At 51.3% G+C, this 17,122-nt stretch carries 15 protein-coding genes and 1 pseudogene; 5 read left to right on the top strand and 11 right to left on the bottom strand.

Translation table 11 applies throughout. From position 1 onward, the window contains the following. Window positions 1-3 precede the first annotated feature (3 nt). Window positions 4-1,056, bottom strand: coding sequence for a rod shape-determining protein (locus SIB74_RS12255; RefSeq protein WP_011129521.1), 1,053 nt, complete (start codon window positions 1,054-1,056; stop codon window positions 4-6). Window positions 1,057-1,199: 143 nt separating this feature from the next. On the opposite strand from SIB74_RS12255, the gene SIB74_RS12250 reads away from it, so the two are divergent. Further along, window positions 1,200-1,586 (top strand): single-stranded DNA-binding protein, encoded by a 387-nt coding sequence (locus SIB74_RS12250; RefSeq protein ID WP_063395124.1) that lies wholly within the window; start codon window positions 1,200-1,202, stop codon window positions 1,584-1,586. A gap of 10 nt (window positions 1,587-1,596) precedes the next feature. Here SIB74_RS12250 and SIB74_RS12245 read toward each other — a convergent pair whose 3' ends face one another. The 3 genes from SIB74_RS12245 to ahcY form a co-directional block, all read right to left on the bottom strand. Then, on the bottom strand, window positions 1,597-2,256 hold the full coding sequence (locus SIB74_RS12245) for a DedA family protein (protein WP_063395125.1): 660 nt from the start codon (window positions 2,254-2,256) through the stop codon (window positions 1,597-1,599). Between the two features lie 39 nt (window positions 2,257-2,295). Further along, window positions 2,296-3,837 (bottom strand): glucosyltransferase domain-containing protein, encoded by a 1,542-nt coding sequence (locus SIB74_RS12240; protein ID WP_231905984.1) that lies wholly within the window; start codon window positions 3,835-3,837, stop codon window positions 2,296-2,298. A gap of 80 nt (window positions 3,838-3,917) precedes the next feature. Then, window positions 3,918-5,348, bottom strand: coding sequence for an adenosylhomocysteinase (gene ahcY, locus SIB74_RS12235; RefSeq protein WP_063395127.1), 1,431 nt, complete (start codon window positions 5,346-5,348; stop codon window positions 3,918-3,920). A gap of 70 nt (window positions 5,349-5,418) precedes the next feature. Here ahcY and tsaE point away from each other — a divergent pair, with 70 nt between their 5' ends. Then, window positions 5,419-5,892, top strand: coding sequence for a tRNA (adenosine(37)-N6)-threonylcarbamoyltransferase complex ATPase subunit type 1 TsaE (tsaE, locus tag SIB74_RS12230; RefSeq protein WP_063395140.1), 474 nt, complete (start codon window positions 5,419-5,421; stop codon window positions 5,890-5,892). On the opposite strand, the gene SIB74_RS12225 is transcribed toward tsaE, so the two are convergent. Beyond that, window positions 5,841-6,881: a carbohydrate kinase family protein gene (locus SIB74_RS12225; RefSeq protein ID WP_063395128.1), complete on the bottom strand. Its 1,041-nt coding sequence runs from the start codon at window positions 6,879-6,881 to the stop codon at window positions 5,841-5,843. The genes tsaE and SIB74_RS12225 overlap by 52 nt on opposite strands. A gap of 24 nt (window positions 6,882-6,905) precedes the next feature. Continuing rightward, window positions 6,906-8,018, bottom strand: a complete 1,113-nt coding sequence (mutT, locus tag SIB74_RS12220) for an 8-oxo-dGTP diphosphatase MutT (RefSeq protein WP_063395141.1) — start codon at window positions 8,016-8,018, stop codon at window positions 6,906-6,908. A 175-nt stretch (window positions 8,019-8,193) separates the two neighbouring features. Here mutT and SIB74_RS12215 point away from each other — a divergent pair, with 175 nt between their 5' ends. Further along, window positions 8,194-9,147 (top strand): isopenicillin N synthase family dioxygenase, encoded by a 954-nt coding sequence (locus tag SIB74_RS12215; RefSeq protein ID WP_063395129.1) that lies wholly within the window; start codon window positions 8,194-8,196, stop codon window positions 9,145-9,147. Between the two features lie 30 nt (window positions 9,148-9,177). Here SIB74_RS12215 and SIB74_RS12210 read toward each other — a convergent pair. Further along, a pseudogene (locus SIB74_RS12210) lies at window positions 9,178-9,261 on the bottom strand (succinate dehydrogenase/fumarate reductase iron-sulfur subunit); the annotation flags it as partial. Between the two features lie 13 nt (window positions 9,262-9,274). After that, complete coding sequence (locus SIB74_RS12205) at window positions 9,275-11,107, bottom strand: tetratricopeptide repeat protein (protein ID WP_156486030.1); 1,833 nt, start codon at window positions 11,105-11,107, stop codon at window positions 9,275-9,277. Window positions 11,108-11,342: 235 nt separating this feature from the next. Between SIB74_RS12205 and SIB74_RS12200 the strand changes: the two genes are divergently transcribed. Further along, window positions 11,343-12,296, top strand: coding sequence for an isopenicillin N synthase family dioxygenase (locus tag SIB74_RS12200; RefSeq protein WP_063395129.1), 954 nt, complete (start codon window positions 11,343-11,345; stop codon window positions 12,294-12,296). 30 nt (window positions 12,297-12,326) lie between these two features. Here SIB74_RS12200 and SIB74_RS12195 read toward each other — a convergent pair whose 3' ends face one another. The 3 genes from SIB74_RS12195 to SIB74_RS12185 all read right to left on the bottom strand — a co-directional run bounded on the left by SIB74_RS12195 (window position 12,327) and on the right by SIB74_RS12185 (window position 15,849). Then, window positions 12,327-13,064, bottom strand: a complete 738-nt coding sequence (locus SIB74_RS12195) for a succinate dehydrogenase/fumarate reductase iron-sulfur subunit (RefSeq protein WP_063395131.1) — start codon at window positions 13,062-13,064, stop codon at window positions 12,327-12,329. Next, a complete protein-coding gene (locus tag SIB74_RS12190; RefSeq protein ID WP_063395132.1) occupies window positions 13,061-14,971 on the bottom strand; it encodes a fumarate reductase/succinate dehydrogenase flavoprotein subunit in 1,911 nt (636 codons plus the stop codon). Before SIB74_RS12190 ends, SIB74_RS12195 begins: the two co-directional genes overlap by 4 nt. Window positions 14,972-15,231: 260 nt before the next feature. Beyond that, complete coding sequence (locus SIB74_RS12185; RefSeq protein WP_063395142.1) at window positions 15,232-15,849, bottom strand: hypothetical protein; 618 nt, start codon at window positions 15,847-15,849, stop codon at window positions 15,232-15,234. A 151-nt stretch (window positions 15,850-16,000) separates the two neighbouring features. On the opposite strand from SIB74_RS12185, the gene SIB74_RS12180 reads away from it, so the two are divergent. Further along, on the top strand, window positions 16,001-17,119 hold the full coding sequence (locus SIB74_RS12180; protein ID WP_082818432.1) for an efflux RND transporter periplasmic adaptor subunit: 1,119 nt from the start codon (window positions 16,001-16,003) through the stop codon (window positions 17,117-17,119). Window positions 17,120-17,122: the final 3 nt, after the last annotated feature.

Raw genomic sequence — 17,122 nt, 5'->3', positions numbered from 1 at the left:
GATTCAGGCCGTCATTGAAGAGCGAGTGAATTCCGGAGTATCAAGCACCCTGCGAAGTCGCTTGTAATCCTCGAGTACCTGACCACAACCATTGACCACACACAACAATGGATCCTCTGCAACATGAGTAAAGATGCCTGTCTCATGGCTAATTAAATCGCTTATCCCGCGCACCAATGCTCCTCCACCAGCAAGCATGATGCCACGGTCAACAATGTCAGCAGCTAATTCTGGTGGTGTGCGCTCAAGGGTGCGCTTCACGGCCTCCACAATCACGTTGAGGGGTTCTGCTATCGCCTCGCGCAAGTCTCCAGCCTGCAAATTGATCGAACGTGGCAGACCGGAGAGCAGATGCAGACCCCGCACATCCATGGCCTGCTGATCAAACTCGTGATTGGGGAAAGCGGAGCCAATGCGGATCTTGATCTCCTCGGCCGTGCGCTCACCAACGACAAGGTTGTGAACCTTCTTCAAATAAACCCCAATGGCATCACTAATTTCATCACCGGCCACACGAACCGACTCACTCAACACAGTTCCTCCCAAGCTGAGCACCGCCACCTCGGTTGTGCCTCCTCCTATATCAACGATCATCGTTCCAATTGGCTCAGTAACAGGAAGACCAGCTCCAATGGCAGCTGCAACAGGCTCATCAATCAGATGAACTTCCCGAGCTCCTGCCATGCCTGCCTCCCGCACGGCACGCCGTTCGACACCGGTCACTCCGCTCGGGATACCTACCACCAAGCGAGGAGCCACAATGCCTCGACCTTCATTGCCCTTCTGAATGAAGGTCTTCAGCATCTGCTCAGCTGCATCGAAATCGGCGATCACGCCATCGCGCAGTGGACGCACCGCACGAATATTGCCAGGGGTGCGGCCAAGCATCAACTTGGCATCGTCACCCACCGCCAGAGGCACACCGTTCTCCAAGTCCAGGGCTACGACAGAAGGCTCCTGAAGCACAATCCCTTTGCCTGACACGTAAATCAGGGTATTGGCCGTACCAAGATCAATGCCGATGTCGCGTGACAGTTGAAAGCGACGAAAAAACACAAGCTCTGGACTCAAGTCGGCGAATCATAGGAGTCGTAGCCAATGCAGCTTGTTACACCCAGCGATGAGGGTGGAACTCCTTATAAGCAGCCACTTAAACCGTGGCGCATCATTGACCAAACTCAAACAGATAGGTTTCATTCATGAGCGTAAATTCCGTCACACTCGTCGGCCGAGCAGGCCGTGATCCAGAAGTTCGCTACTTCGAATCGGGAACGGTTGTCGCCAACCTCACCATGGCCGTGAACCGTCGCAGTCGCGACGACGAACCAGACTGGTTCAACCTAGAGATCTGGGGCAAACAGGCTCAAGTCGCGGCGGATTATGTCAAAAAAGGATCTCTTCTGGGTATCATCGGTAGCTTCAAACTGGACCGCTGGACCGATCGCAACACCGGAGAAGAGCGAACCAAGCCTGTTGTGAGGGTGGACCGTCTAGAACTTCTAGGTTCAAAACGTGATGCAGAAGCGAGCACCTTTGGCGGAGGGGGATTTGGGGACGGCCCAAGTGAAGAGGAAGTCCCCTTTTAAGACTCATTGATCAATGAGTGTGATGACGCCTGCGCCAAATGCGCAGGCCCAGCCACACCACTGCAGCCAACACCGCAATAACCAGGCCCCCCTTTACAACCTTGGAGACAGGATCTATCCACAGCTCAATATTGCTGTAACTCTCACCAAGAGCCAAACCAGCACCAGTAAGTAAGAGAGTCCAGATCAAGCTGCCAGCTGTTGTCCAAATCAGGAAAGGCAGCATTGGCATCAGCTCGATGCCCGCCGGCACAGAAATCAGTGTGCGGATGCCTGGAACCAATCGCCCCCAAAACACCAATGCTGTCCCATAACGACTAAACCAACGGCGACTGCGCGCCAATTCCTCAGGGCTGATGCCAATCCAGCGACCATGTCGACTCAGCCAAACTTCGAGCCGTTCTTCATTGATCAATCGGCCAATCCCATACCAAGGCAAGGCTCCGATCACTGTGCCCAACAAACCGGCAAAAACAACAGGCAAAAACTGAAGTTGCCCCTGCTGTACGTAGAACCCGCCAAGAGGCATGATCAACTCGGATGGAATCGGTGGAAAGAGATTTTCCAAAAACATGGCCGCGAATATCGCGCAATAACCCATCCACTGGTTGGCCTCCACGGCCTGGCCGATCCAGTCGGGCAGCTGGGTGATCAGTTCCGACAATTCCATGGAGAATTTTGAAGGCGAAGTAAGTGTTTCACAACTCAATTAAGTGCTTGGTCGTATGGGTGCGGGATCAGGCGCTAGATCTAGGTACAACGTATCGGGAGCAACTTTATGCAAAGAAAACTCACTAGTACAAATTGAATCACTCAAAAACTGACAAGAGGGTGAAAAGTAATTCTCTGCATCATCTAAATTGCGTTTTTTTAAGTGCAGGCCATGCAACTGAAGCTGACTAAATGAGAAGGTCTGATTGCCATCTAACAAAGGAGGAATCAGTCGATCAATAAGCGGAAATTTACGCACAGTATTTTGCAAAACAGGCGAACGAGGCATGGTGCCTTGCACCATCAGAAAACGCAAAGTCTGATCCGAATGCTTGGCTTGGAGGAAAGATGCAGCCCCCACAATGCGTGAAATGCGACCCTGCTCAAAACGTGCCTGAGCGGCAAACGAATGGCCATAGGCATAAGACATAACCACTATCAACCAAATTAAAGGCAGCACTGCAAGTCGCCAAATTGGACGTTTCAAACGATCTGAAAGCGTCAGCAACTGAAGCATTAGACTTGTGACAAATGGACCGAAATAGAGCATCACCCGAGGGTGCCTCACAAATGACTCTCGCAGCAGCAACATACCGCCAGGAGCCAACACCAAAACCATCAATAATCCCGCCAATGTGCTTACAGCTACAGGCAAGGATCTCCACTGAATGAGCAAGGCCGCATAGCTGACGAAGAACAGCACAAATGGCAACAAAACAGGCAAAGAGCTGAAATCTTTGGCCAGCATCTGGAGCGGCTCACAGGCTGACATGAAGAGCTTCAATGCCAGGGCACTATCGAACTGTTTGAGCTCAGCAGCACCGACAGCGTATCCATTTAATCTTTGTTCGAAGAACAGTGCTACCACCAAACGATAGAGGCCATAACCTCCTGCATAAATCACCGCACTGATTAACAGACGCCATCGCAGAGAAAGCACCTGCCAATCTCGATCAAGAACTTCGATAGATGAGCCAACACAGAGACAGCCTGTCAACACCAAGAAGCCATTGGCTGCTGGTTGATAGAGGTTGAAAGAGAGCAACAACAACGCCAGGGCAACTGCAATTATTCGCCAGCTTTTGCTCCGATGTACAAGAATTGCAGCCGTAATGGCAGAAGCCAAAGCCACTGCCATGAAGAGTGCATCGAAGCCGTAGGACATGACCTGAAGCGCATAAGGCTGTGCCATCAGAGGCAGGCTGGCAATAGCTGTCCAAAAAGGCGATCGGATGCCATAAGCCCTTGCACAGGCCACACCGACTAAAGACAAAATTGCAATAGCTACCAGGGTGTACAGAGGTGAAACCGCCGTAGCCGGGCGACCAAAATTGAGCCATCCAACCAGTACATCAGCCAAAGGTCGGCCAACCTTGACCCAGCCACGATTGCCATTCATGGCTCTCTCGATGTCATCGATGTAGAGATCGACTGCGAGAAGCAATGGCAAAAGCGTGAAAAATCCTGCTGCAAAAACAGACTTCCAATGACGCTGGAGTTGTAAATCCTGCACAAGATAAGAGCACGGCTGCCGAATCATGTATGTAACCAATTTCGTCAAACTAAACATAAAAAAGCCAGGCCTGAAAAGGACCTGGCAACACTTCTGAAGTAAGTGGATTAATAGCGATAATGGTCGGGCTTATACGGACCTTCAATAGGCACACTGATGTAATCGGACTGCTGTTTGGTGAGCTCAGTAAGCCTCGCACCGATCTTCTCCAAGTGAAGGCGAGCCACCATCTCATCTAGGTGCTTCGGCAACACATACACCTGATCGGCATACTGATCACCTTTCGAGAACAACTCAATTTGAGCTAATACCTGATTGGTAAAAGAATTACTCATCACAAAGCTCGGGTGACCGGTAGCACAACCAAGGTTCACCAAACGCCCTTCAGCCAGAAGAATGATCTTATTTCCGCTGGGAAGAGTGATGTGATCAACTTGAGGCTTGATGTTCTCCCAGGGATAATCCTTCAAAGATGCAACATCAATCTCATTATCAAAGTGACCGATATTGCAAACAATAGCTTCATCTTTCATCCGGATCAGATGTTCATGGCGAATCACCTGAAAGTTGCCTGTGGAGGTCACAAAGATATCGACATCGTGAACCACCTCATCCAGACGCACCACCCGATAGCCCTCCATCGCTGCCTGAAGAGCACAGATGGGGTCAATTTCAGCAATCATCACTGTGGCACCAAGGCCCCGTAGCGATTGAGCTGAACCCTTACCCACATCGCCATAGCCCATCACCAAAGCCACCTTTCCAGCAACCATCACATCAGTGGCCCGCTTGATGCCATCCACCAAGGATTCACGGCAACCATAAAGATTGTCGAACTTGCTCTTGGTTACCGAGTCATTGACATTGATCGCAGGGAAAGGCAATTCACCGCTCTTTTGCATCTGATACAGACGCGCGACACCCGTTGTTGTCTCTTCTGTTACCCCCTGAATATTGCTCTTTATGCGGGAATAAAAATTGGAGTCCTGGGTCAACTTGGTACGAATCGAGGCAAACAATGCCGTCTCTTCCTCGTTTCCAGGGTTATCCAGTACAGAACGATCGCTCTCGGCCTTGCTGCCAAGCATCACCAAGCCAGTTGCATCACCACCGTCATCCAAGATCATGTTGGGAGTGCCACCATCACCCCACTCGAGAATGCGATGGGTATAGGCCCAATACTCATCAAGAGTCTCGCCTTTGGTTGCAAACACAGGCACGCCGCTAGCGGCAATAGCAGCAGCAGCGTGATCTTGAGTAGAAAAAATGTTGCATGAAGCCCAGCGCACTTCAGCACCGAGGGCCACCAGCGTCTCAATCAACACACCCGTCTGAATGGTCATGTGCAGACTGCCAGCAATGCGAGCCCCCTTGAGAGGTTTTTCGCTGCCATGCTTGACCCTGAGGGCCATCAAACCTGGCATCTCAGTTTCAGCAATGCTCAATTCCTTACGGCCAAAATCCGCTAGGTCGATGTCTGCTACGACGTATTGAGGGGGGGCCTGCAACGAGGCCGTTGATGTGGGCACTGCCACCATGGTTCAAAGCTCCCTTGGGGGAATCGTGGACGGAAATCTCAGCGAAGTCGCCGAGACTTCGGGATCGCTTATGGGGCAATCTACAGATGACTCATGGATTCTTGAAAATCTTGATGCCACTCGATGCCTAGGAATAGTCGTTGTCCAGCGGCTACCTGCTTTATCAGTGCTGTTGCTAGAAGGGCCCCTGGGAGCGGGCAAAACCTCTCTCGTGCAAGGCATCGCAACCGCTCTCGGCATCCGTGAGCCGATCACATCACCTACATACGCTCTTGCTCAGCACTACCCGGACGGGAATCCTCCTCTGATCCATCTGGACCTCTACCGCTTGGAGCAACCCAGCACTGCCAATGAGCTATTTCTGCAAGAGGAAGAAGAAGCCCAAGCACTAGGTGCCCTCATGGCCGTGGAATGGCCTGATCGATTAAGCCTGAACTTGCCTGAAGCCTGGAGATTGCAATTGCAGCATCGAGCTCAAGGAGGTCGTCTGGCTCAGTTCACCTCACCTGCGAACGACCCCAACAACTCCTCCACTTGCATCTGAGACGGCTGCGGATCGATACCACCAGCCCCTCCACAAACAAGCGCGCCACAGGCTGCAGCAAAACGAACCATCTCCCGGGCCTTGATCAGATCTCGTTGAGATGAGGCATCCATCAAAAATTGATGCAGCAATCCTGCAGTGAAAGCATCGCCAGCACCGGTGGTGTCGATAACTGAAGGGGGAGAAAGCGCTGCAAGCTCACCAACACAACCCCCTATCCACCAACGCACCGGACGCGCCCCATCGGTCACAACCACATCCGGCTGCTGCTGAAGGGATCGCGCAATCACTGCAGGGTCGTCAGTGTCAAAGAACCAAACGGCCTCTTCCCTAGCCAGTTTGAGCAAAGAAGCACGCTCAAGAAGTGGCGCAATCGCCTGCAAGGCCTTCTCCTCAGGGCCACTATCGGGAGAACGGCCAGGATCCCAGAAGGTTGGACGCCAGTTGACATCCAGGGCTATCTCAAGGCCTGCTGTTTGTGCCTGCTCAACGCACCAAAGCAAGGCTTGGGCGGAAGCTGATGTGGCCAAAGGAATGGAGCCGATCAACAGCCAGCTCGCCTTACCTACCAGCAAAGGCCAGCTGGCCGCCAACTCATCTAAAGACAGAGCCTGATCAGCAAAACCGTCTCCGCGGTCGCCTGCAAAACCCTGGAACACCCGCTCCCCATCGAGATCACGACGCACCAACACAATGCGACTGGGTCGGCGCTGATCGGTCTGCAGTCCAGCAAGGTTCACGCCTCGAGTATCAAACAATTCTCGAAACCTGGCCCCGATGGCATCGTCTCCAAGACGTCCTAAAAAAGCCACTTTGTTGCCAAGCCGAGCTAACCCACAAGCAACGTTGGCAGGGGCTCCACCTAGGCAATCCTCCACAGGCTGATCCACAGCTGGATCTCCCCCCAGCGGTCCAAGACGATCCACCAACGCCTCGCCCAAGCAAATCACCTCAGGCTCATGGCTGTGAACAGGATTGGTCCCCGTCATCAGTTAGCAGCTACTGAGATGAAGCTAGGAACACTGGCTAAGCGTGTCTGCGCGAAGATGATCTATCAACGCTGCAATCATCCGCGCATTGGCTGCCGGGAAGGGATAGTCAGAAAGATCTTCAGGCTTCACCCAGCACACCTGCTGACTTGCCAAAGGCTTGGGTTCTCCTGAACTCCAGCGGCAGAGATGAACAACAAAGCGAAGCTTCTTATGGCTGTAGGCATGGTCAAGAGCAATCAGCTGCTCACCCACCTGCACTTCAATCGCCAATTCCTCCCTGAGCTCGCGAGCAATGGTGGCTTCGATGGCTTCGCCTAGCTCCTGCTTACCACCAGGGAATTCCCACATGCCGCCCAGTAAACCCTCATTAAGCCTCTGATCAATTAAGACCTCACCCGCTTCGTTCAGTACGACCCCCACACCAATCACCTGGAAGGGAATGGGCTTGCTCGCATCCTTCACGGGGAAGTGGGTGGGCTCTCCAGCAGCGTAGGCAGCACAACTGCTTTGCCAAGGACATAACTGGCAACTTGGGCTCCTAGGAGTACACACCAAAGCACCCAGATCCATCAAGGCCTGATTGAAATCTCTTGGCCGCAAAGGATCGAGAAGAGTTTCACTCCACTGCCAAAAACTTGCCTGAGCTCTTTGGGGTGAATCCAAGCAAGCATGAAGTCTGGCCAGCACACGACGCACATTGCCATCAAGGATTGGCACTGGCCTATTCAATGCACTGGAAAGGATGCTCCCTGCTGTGGTGCGACCAATACCCGGGACAGCCTGCCAAGCCTCAAGAGAGGAGGGCAGAGGGGAAGCTGCCAATTGACGCGCCGCCTGATGCAACCTGCGGGCACGAGAGTAATAGCCAAGGCCTTGCCACAGCAACAACACTTGGCGCTCTTCAGCAGCAGCCAAATGCTGCACCGTTGGCAACACCAACATCCACTGCTCCCAGTAGGGACGCATCACCCTCAACTGGGTTTGTTGGAGCATCACCTCAGCGATCCAGCACTCCAGGACATTGAGATGTTCATGGGGCTCTGGCCACCTGCCGTCCTTGGTGAACATCCACGGCTTCAGCGCAGGATCCTTGCGGCCATGGACTTCCCACCAAGCCAAAAGCTGCTGACGCATCTCAGGCCAACGTTTATCGAGCAACTCTCTGCACTTTTAACTCGAACCTTCTAACCTCCTGAGCCATGAAGTCGCCAAAATGAATAAAAAACTGACCACCAACCTCTCAAGAGTGATCTGGGCTGCAACGAGTTTTTAAGGCACCATTTCAGCGTTCGTTCAACCAGGCCATTGCTTGAACCAAACGATTCTTGATGTTGACCTACTGGCTTTTGAACAGGGCACGAAACGTCAACAAGCAGCTGTTGTTGACGGATTGATGCGCAGCCTCGGCACAGGCTTTGTGGTGACCACAAGTGATCTGCCTTCGGCGCTTCTCGATGAGGCCTACGGGATGTTGAGCCATTTCTTTGCTCTGGAAACGACAACAAAGCGACAATTCAACATGCCCGAAGCTTTTGGCCAGACGGGCTATACAGACACACTCGTCGAAACAGCCGCAGGCGAAAAGCTGCCCGACTGGAAGGAAATGCTCAACTGGGCATTACCGCTCCCAGACAACCACCCCTTACGCCAACATTTCCCCACGCTCTATCCAGAACAACTCCTACCAGAAGTAGCCGTGCCAGGAATCACTGGAGTGCTGCAAGCCTTCCACCAAACCATCGCCGAGTTGCAGCGTCGCGTGCTGCGAATCATCGCTACTGGCCTTGGTTGCCATCATGATTTTTTCACTGATCTGGTACAAAACGCACCAACGCTCACCAGAGCAATCCGCTACCCACCCATGAAAGAAGCCCCTGCTGCAGGGCACATGTGGGCCGCCGCCCATGGCGACATCAACCTGATTACAGCCTTGCCGCGAGCCACGGCCCCAGGCCTGCAGGTCTACATCGATGGCTCTTGGGTTGATGCCATCGCGCCTGAAGGGCAAGTGATCGTCAACAGTGGTTTGATGCTTGAACGGATCAGCAATGGGCTCATCCCAACAGGCTGGCACCGAGTCTTAGCGCCGAGCGAATGGGATCGTGAACGCCTAAGCGTTGTGCAGTTCTGTCACCCCAAACCATCCACCCTGCTCACTCCACTAAGCAGCTGTATCGATGCGGAACACCCCCAACGATTCGCCGGCATGATGGCAGCCGATGCCTTAGAAGAAGTGCTTTACCAAATCAAACTGATGGCTTAATGGCTCCAATCAGTAGATGAGCACCAGATGTCAACGTGCCTCGCGATGCATCCAACTGATCCAGTCAGCTGAAATTTGCTTCGGGCACACCGCCTCACACTCCAAATTACTACTGACAAAAAGACGGTCAATCAGGGAAAACAAAAGTCTTACCTGTCACATCAAAATTACTCAAGCCAGCCAAACAACCTTCTGGGAAGTTTAAAATAAGATATCTTAGCATTGAGTTCTCTGAGAAACTAGCTTTTACTTTGACAGTCGATTCCGATTCACTTGATATTTTCGAATAAGTGAGTTTACCTTCTTCTTTTGCACTCTCGCTGCATAACCCCCATACCTCCCAACCATCCAAAGAAAAGTCTCCGGCTATAAATTCAAGCTGTAAAGTACAAGACATTAAATTCAGGCAGGCTGCAAAATCTAGAACAATTGACTTTTTAGCCTGAGACAAAATCCTCAGTCTTTCTTCGGCGGAAGGAATCTGACCCAGAAGACAAAAGTAAGGAATGCTTGATACAAAAATATCCAACAAACACAAGACATCACTTTTAATAAGCGAACTTTCTCTTAAAGTAGGGGGAGCCAATCGACCACAAGCCTCTTCACATTGATTAAGGGACTCGAGCATACGGGAAAGAATCATAGACTTAATTTCTAGGGGAATTTCATCCGGGTGCCCATAAAAATGCATGCCACTATCATCAAAAAAGTCAGATCTTGTTGTCTTAGCAATATGGTCACTAAAAACGCTAGACAAAGAGAAGTAAGGGACATCATTTTCAGCAGACTTTTGAGACAAGAGTAATTCAAGGCAACGTGACGAGTAATACCTCTCTTGCATTGACCCTTGATTGTCCTGGTCACATCCAGAGCCCCAAGGGCCATAAATAATCACCCGAAAACCCATAAGCAATATTTCATCTACGAAAGAAAAGTAACGTGACACTAAATCAAAACAAACCTCCTCAATATTTCGATCAAATCTTATACAGTATTTCAGTATATTTGCGCGAATATCTACTTCCCCAAAAGAAAGCAAAACTGCATCACTTTCTGGGCGAGCGACATTCAATCTTGCTAATATTTTATTTCGACCTCCAGTAGAAGTTCGCGATTCAGTTAGATTGTAAGCTGTAGCTGCGCCAACATGAATAACCTCGAAACCTTCTATATCATTGAATGCCATCACATGGCAATCACCAAAGCAAATACATTTTTCTAAAGCAAGTACTTTAAGAATTTGTCGAGAGAGGAGAGAAAGGTAATCCTTAGACGTTGTGTCAGTAAATTGAGAGTGGTCATAGTTTTGGAACAAATAGAAGAATGCCAAAGTGGAGTCTGGCATTAATTTAAGTGATTCAAGAAGAGCAGAGCGAGCGGCGTCGAACTCACCTCGTTCTTGCAAGACAATGCCAAGATTTAAATAGGCATCTGAGAAATCTGGTTTTAAATCAATGGCCTTACGATAATTTTCAATCGCCTCATCAACAAAGTTCTGCTCTTTTAATGCATTGCCAAGATTTAAGTAAATATTAGCATCATCTGGGTTCATATTGATAGCCTGTTGATAATTTATAATTGCTTCCCTTAGCTGGCCGCATTCCTTAAGAGCATTGCCAAGGTTCAACAACACTTCTGGATTATGAGGAGCAAGAGATAGAGAAGTCTCGTAGCAATTGATAGCTTCCTTCCAGAAGCTTGCATCCTTATATGCATTCCCCAAGTTGTAGCAGGAATCCGGATTACTTGGTTGTAGCTGAGTCGCCCTTTTCAGGAAAAAAATGGCTTGTTCATATTCCTTCTTTATTCTTTTCAGGCAACCCAAGCAATTAAGCGCATAAAAATTATTATCATCTGCCGCAAGTACTAAATTATAAATCTCTTCTGCCTTGTCCAGATTGCCCTGCTTATGCAGTACTATTGCTGTTTCCAACTTTTCTATAACCTCCTGCTCGTTCATTGCACTCTCCAAAGACAGGGAATGAATCTAGGTCAACTTTCGCTTTGAAAGCCACTTCAATGCATGAAACAAAGTAAAGGGAGTTGCAATAGAGATGGATACGTAAAAAAAAGACTCACTAACTATACCCAATAACATTTGGAGTCAAAACTTAGGCAATTTATCAAACGTCCATTGAAGCCTGATCACAATATCGTAAGGCACCATTTCAGCGTTCGTTCAACCAGGCCATTGCTTGAACCAAACGATTCTTGATGTTGACCTACTGGCTTTTGAACAGGGCACGAAACGTCAACAAGCAGCTGTTGTTGACGGATTGATGCGCAGCCTCGGCACAGGCTTTGTGGTGACCACAAGTGATCTGCCTTCGGCGCTTCTCGATGAGGCCTACGGGATGTTGAGCCATTTCTTTGCTCTGGAAACGACAACAAAGCGACAATTCAACATGCCCGAAGCTTTTGGCCAGACGGGCTATACAGACACACTCGTCGAAACAGCCGCAGGCGAAAAGCTGCCCGACTGGAAGGAAATGCTCAACTGGGCATTACCGCTCCCAGACAACCACCCCTTACGCCAACATTTCCCCACGCTCTATCCAGAACAACTCCTACCAGAAGTAGCCGTGCCAGGAATCACTGGAGTGCTGCAAGCCTTCCACCAAACCATCGCCGAGTTGCAGCGTCGCGTGCTGCGAATCATCGCTACTGGCCTTGGTTGCCATCATGATTTTTTCACTGATCTGGTACAAAACGCACCAACGCTCACCAGAGCAATCCGCTACCCACCCATGAAAGAAGCCCCTGCTGCAGGGCACATGTGGGCCGCCGCCCATGGCGACATCAACCTGATTACAGCCTTGCCGCGAGCCACGGCCCCAGGCCTGCAGGTCTACATCGATGGCTCTTGGGTTGATGCCATCGCGCCTGAAGGGCAAGTGATCGTCAACAGTGGTTTGATGCTTGAACGGATCAGCAATGGGCTCATCCCAACAGGCTGGCACCGAGTCTTAGCGCCGAGCGAATGGGATCGTGAACGCCTAAGCGTTGTGCAGTTCTGTCACCCCAAACCATCCACCCTGCTCACTCCACTAAGCAGCTGTATCGATGCGGAACACCCCCAACGATTCGCCGGCATGATGGCAGCCGATGCCTTAGAAGAAGTGCTTTACCAAATCAAACTGATGGCTTAATGGCTCCAATCAGTAGATGAGCACCAGATGTCAACGTGCCTCGCGATGCATCCAACTGATCCAGTCAGCTGAAATTTGCTTCGGGCACACCGCCTCACACTCCAAATTACTACTGCAACTACCAAAACCCTCCGCGCTCATGCGCTCTTGCAACGTCTTCGCCCGGTTTTGCCGATCCGGTTGCCCCTGAGGCAACTGACCTAAATGGGCCAGTTTGGCCGCAACAAACAAGCTTGCCGAGGCATTACGACAACTGGCCACGCATGCGCCACAACCTATGCAAGTGGCAGTTTCAAAGGCAGAAGCAGCTTGATCCTTACCTATCAGCAAGGCATTACCATCTGGAGCCTGGCCCGTATTCACCGAGCAAAAACCACCAGCCGCAATCAAGCGATCAAACGAGGCACGATCCACCACCAGATCTTGAATAAGCGGAAAAGCATTGGCCCGCCAGGGCTCCAAGGTCAGCGTGTCGCCATCAGAAAACTGGCGTAGATAAAGCTGGCACAAGGTGGTAGCAGCTTGCGGTCCGTGAGCCTGTCCATTGACCAGGAAACCACAGCTGCCGCATATGCCCTCACGACAATCATGGTCAAAATGCACCGGTCGTTCTGATTGCGTAATCAGCTGCTCATTGAGCTGGTCGAGAACCTCCAAAAGCGACAAATCAGCCGACAACCCCTCAAGTTGGTAGCGATGAAACGCACCAGATTGATCCGAGGACTCCTGGCGCCAAATGAGCAAGGTCAGCGAGAGCAGTCGGCTCATCGATAGCTACGGGCTGTGGGCTTCATCGCCGTGAACGACAGCGGCTCGATATGTCGCAACGGCTCAGCATGCTCGCGATGCTCCCAAATCGCGATATGGGCAAATTGTTCATCGTTGCGCAGGGCCTCTCCATCGGCTGTCTGGTGCTCTTGGCGGAAATGAGCGCCACAGGATTCCTCTCTAGCCAGAGCATCACGCAACATCAACTTGGCCAACCCAAAGAAATCGGCGACCCTGAGCGCCTTCTCCAATTCAGGATTGGGCTCATCTGCACCACCAGGTACACATAATTCCTGTTGGAAACGTTGCTCAAGCTCTGCTACTTCCTTCAAGCCAGCACGCAAACCCGCAGCATCGCGGCTAATGCCGCAGCGCTCGATCATGGCAACACCAAGCTCACGATGAAAAGCATCGACAGGAGTGGAACCATCAACCTGAAGCAAAGCCTGGATGCGTCCACGTGCCCGATGCCGTGCATCACGACAGGCTGAATGATCCTGCGCAATGGCATCGGTGTCATTGCCAGATAACCAAGCCGTGACGGTTGCGGGCGCAATGAAGTAGCCATCGGCCAAGCACTGCATCAGGGCACTCGCTCCAAGCCGATTCGCACCATGTTCAGAAAAATTGGCCTCACCCAACACAAACAAACCAGGAATTGAACTCATCAACTGATAGTCAACCCAGAGTCCTCCCATCGTGTAATGAGGGGCCGGATAAATACGCATCGGCGTTTGATATGGATCGTCTCCACTAATCCGCTCATACATCTCCAGGAGGTTGCCGTAACGCGTCTCAATCGCATCCCTGCCTTCACTGGCAATCGCATCACGCAGATCGAGATAGATCGAGCGGCCACCGGGCCCCACCCCATGTCCAGCATTGCAACGTTCACGCCCCCTACGAGAGGCAACATCGCGAGGGACCATGTTGCCGTAAGTGGGATACTGTCGCTCGAGGAAATAATCACGCTCTGGCTCAGGGATTTCATTGGCAGAGCGCCCGTCTCCCGGCCGCAATGGCAACCAAACGCGGCCATCATTACGAAGGCTCTCGCTCATCAGCGTCAATTTGCTCTGATACGTTCCGCCGCTAGGAATGCATGTGGGATGGATCTGTGTAAAACAGGGGTTAGCGAACCCAGCGCCCTGGAGGTGGGCGCGCCAGATCGCACTGGCATTTGATTTAAGAGAGTTCGTCGAAAGAAAGTAGACGTTGCTATAGCCACCACTCGCCACTACCACAGCCTGAGCGGTATGCACTTCCAACTCACCGTTGAGCAAGTGACGACAAACGACACCGCGAGCCACACCATCTACGGTGATCAACTCCAAGACATCGCGTCGGGTCAGCAGCTCAACTCTACCGGCAGCCACTTGACGCATCAGCGCCTGATAGGCGCCATAAAGCAACTGTTGGCCAGTCTGACCGCGAGCGTAGAACGTGCGACTAACCAATGCACCACCAAAACGACGGGTGGTCAATTGACCGCCATACTCTCGAGCGAAGGGAACCCCTTGAGCAACGCACTGATCGATGATCGCGCTGCTGATCTCAGCCAAGCGCTGACAACCAACCTCGCGCGCACGGAAGTCACCACCACGGACGGTATCAATAAAAAGACTGTTAATGCCAGCAGCATCAACGCCTAATGCGCGAGCCGCGTTAATACCACCTTGAGCAGCAACAGAATGAGCCCGGCGAGGGCTGTCATGAAAGCTGAGCACCCTGATCTGATAACCCTGTTCGGCCAGAGTGGCTGCTGCGGAGGCACCTGCCAGGCCAGTACCAACAACCAAAATCTTCAATTCGCTCTTGCGCTCTGCACTGACTCCTGCAAAGGATTCACGGGTTCGCTCCCAGGAGTCAGCAATCGGGCCTGCAGGCAACTTTGGATCGAGCAACATTGGCTAGCGCCCTAAGCCTGAACAATAAGGATTCATACAGTCCACGAGTGTCTAGCGAAATGTGCCCATAGAAAGCTGTTCTGAAGCCAATCAGCACCAATGAGCTGCTCATCTCGCCTCCTGAACAGGCGCAGGCTCCTTCCGCTCAGAAGAGATATCGAGTGTTCATAACTCCCAAGCCGCGCGCGAGCCTGGAGAAGCCACAAGCTCAGACTGCTGAGGCAACCAAGAGAAAACATCAGGCACTGGCCTAGACCTTCTTAATAATGAGCTGCTAATAGCAAGGTCACCAGGCTGAAGCCTCCTAACACCAACCAGGCCATCCCACGTGCAGCCTTGCGAATGCGAACTGCATTCACGGGATCTAACAGACCCAGGCTGCGGTGGACGGCCTCGCCTCCATGAACAAGGTGTAGACCCACCGCCAAAGCCGCAGCTAGATAAATAGCCAGGTTGAAAGGCTGCGACAAAACGACTCGCAAAGCAACCAACTCCTCACCAGCCTCAGGGCGAGGCCAGCGCAACTGACTGAGATGCAATCCCAGAAACAGCAAAAGCAACAAACCACCGATGGCCTGATTCGCTGCAGCGAAAGCAGCCAAGGGGTCTTGACGACGGCTGACGAGGTTCGCGTGATTACCAGCTAATCGATTGCTAATGGCCTTCTTCAGGCTGAAGCCCACATGGCTCAATGCTGCAACCAACAAGCCAATCTCTAAAAACGGCAAGAGAGCAACTCGATGCAAAGACGCTGCATAGCTTTCAAAACTAGCCGGAGCCAAAGCTGCCAAAAGCACTCCAGCCAGATGCACCAGCACAAAAACCACCAACATCGAGCCTGACAGCGCAACCCAAAAACGAACCACAGAGACCCCCATCAGTTCGGCGTCACAAACATTGTCAAATCCAAAGGATCTTGATGACAAGAGCGTGACTGCTCTAGCCCCTAGATAGCGTTATGTTGCTACAAAAACTAATTGTCGAATGGCACCTCGCCCAACCTCCATTGTGTTGCTGGCAGTCATGGTGATGATGGCAGGCTGCAGCCATGGACAGAAGAAGGGTCAGAACTTACTCACCATCCAAACAAGCCAAATCAAGCTTGCCGATTTTGCACCGTCGATCAACGCCATCAGCATGCTCGAGTCGAGCACAAACGTTTCGTTGACTCCCGAGACGTCCGGCTCAGTCGTCAAGATACTCGCCAAAGAAGGCCAGTCGGTTAAGGCTGGTCAAGCCATTCTAGTTCTCGACAATGTGCAGCAATCTGCAGCTCTTGATTCTTCTAAAGCCGACGCACTAAAAGACAAACTAAATGCTGAGCGCTTTGAATACCTTTTCCAACGAGGGGCAACATCCGCGAAGACTCGCGATCAATATGTAACCAAGGCCATCCAATCTCGCGACAAGGCAAGAGCCGATCGCGCCACACTCAACTACAAATTTGTACGCTCGCCAATCAATGGCATTATCGGAAATCTAGACAGCGTAAAACTCGGCGACTACATCAAAGAAGGCCAAAGTATTACAGGGATCGTTGACAACTCAAGTATGTGGACACTGATGGAGATTCCAGCGACTCAGGCCAGCAAAATCAAACTTGGGCAACCCGTCGAGGTCATTTCACAATCCACTCCGCCTATCAAAAAAAAGGGTTCTGTCGTTTTCATATCCCCTTATTATGCGATCAATGATGAGAAGCAATCACCCAACACCCTATTAATCAAGGCAGTATTTTCAAATCTTACAGGCGAACTTAAAACGGGACAATTCGTACAAAGCCGAATCATCACAAGTCAAAAGAAAATTCTTGCCGTACCTGTTCAGGCTGTATTAATGCAGGCCGAACAACCCTTCGTCTACAAAGTTTTACCTCTTAAAACAATCCTGCCAAAAATCAAAGCATCAACAACTATTCCAAAGAAAAACAAGACATCGCTAGAAAGGTTGCCATCGAACACGCCAGTCGTTGTGCAAACGCAAGTGAAGCTTGGTCCTCTGCAGAACAACTACTACCCAGTCACCTCAGGCTTAAAGCAAGGCGAAACAGTCGCCATCAGTAATACAAGCCGGCTCCGCAGTGGGATGCCTGTTCATGTGCACTCCCCAAATGTCTCAAACACAACAAAACAAGGAGGCAGGCAATAACAC

The sequence above is a fragment of the Prochlorococcus sp. MIT 1306 genome (assembly GCF_047304515.1).
GTDB lineage: Bacteria > Cyanobacteriota > Cyanobacteriia > PCC-6307 > Cyanobiaceae > Prochlorococcus > Prochlorococcus marinus_D.
This window is presented reverse-complemented; position numbering and strand designations above follow the sequence as displayed.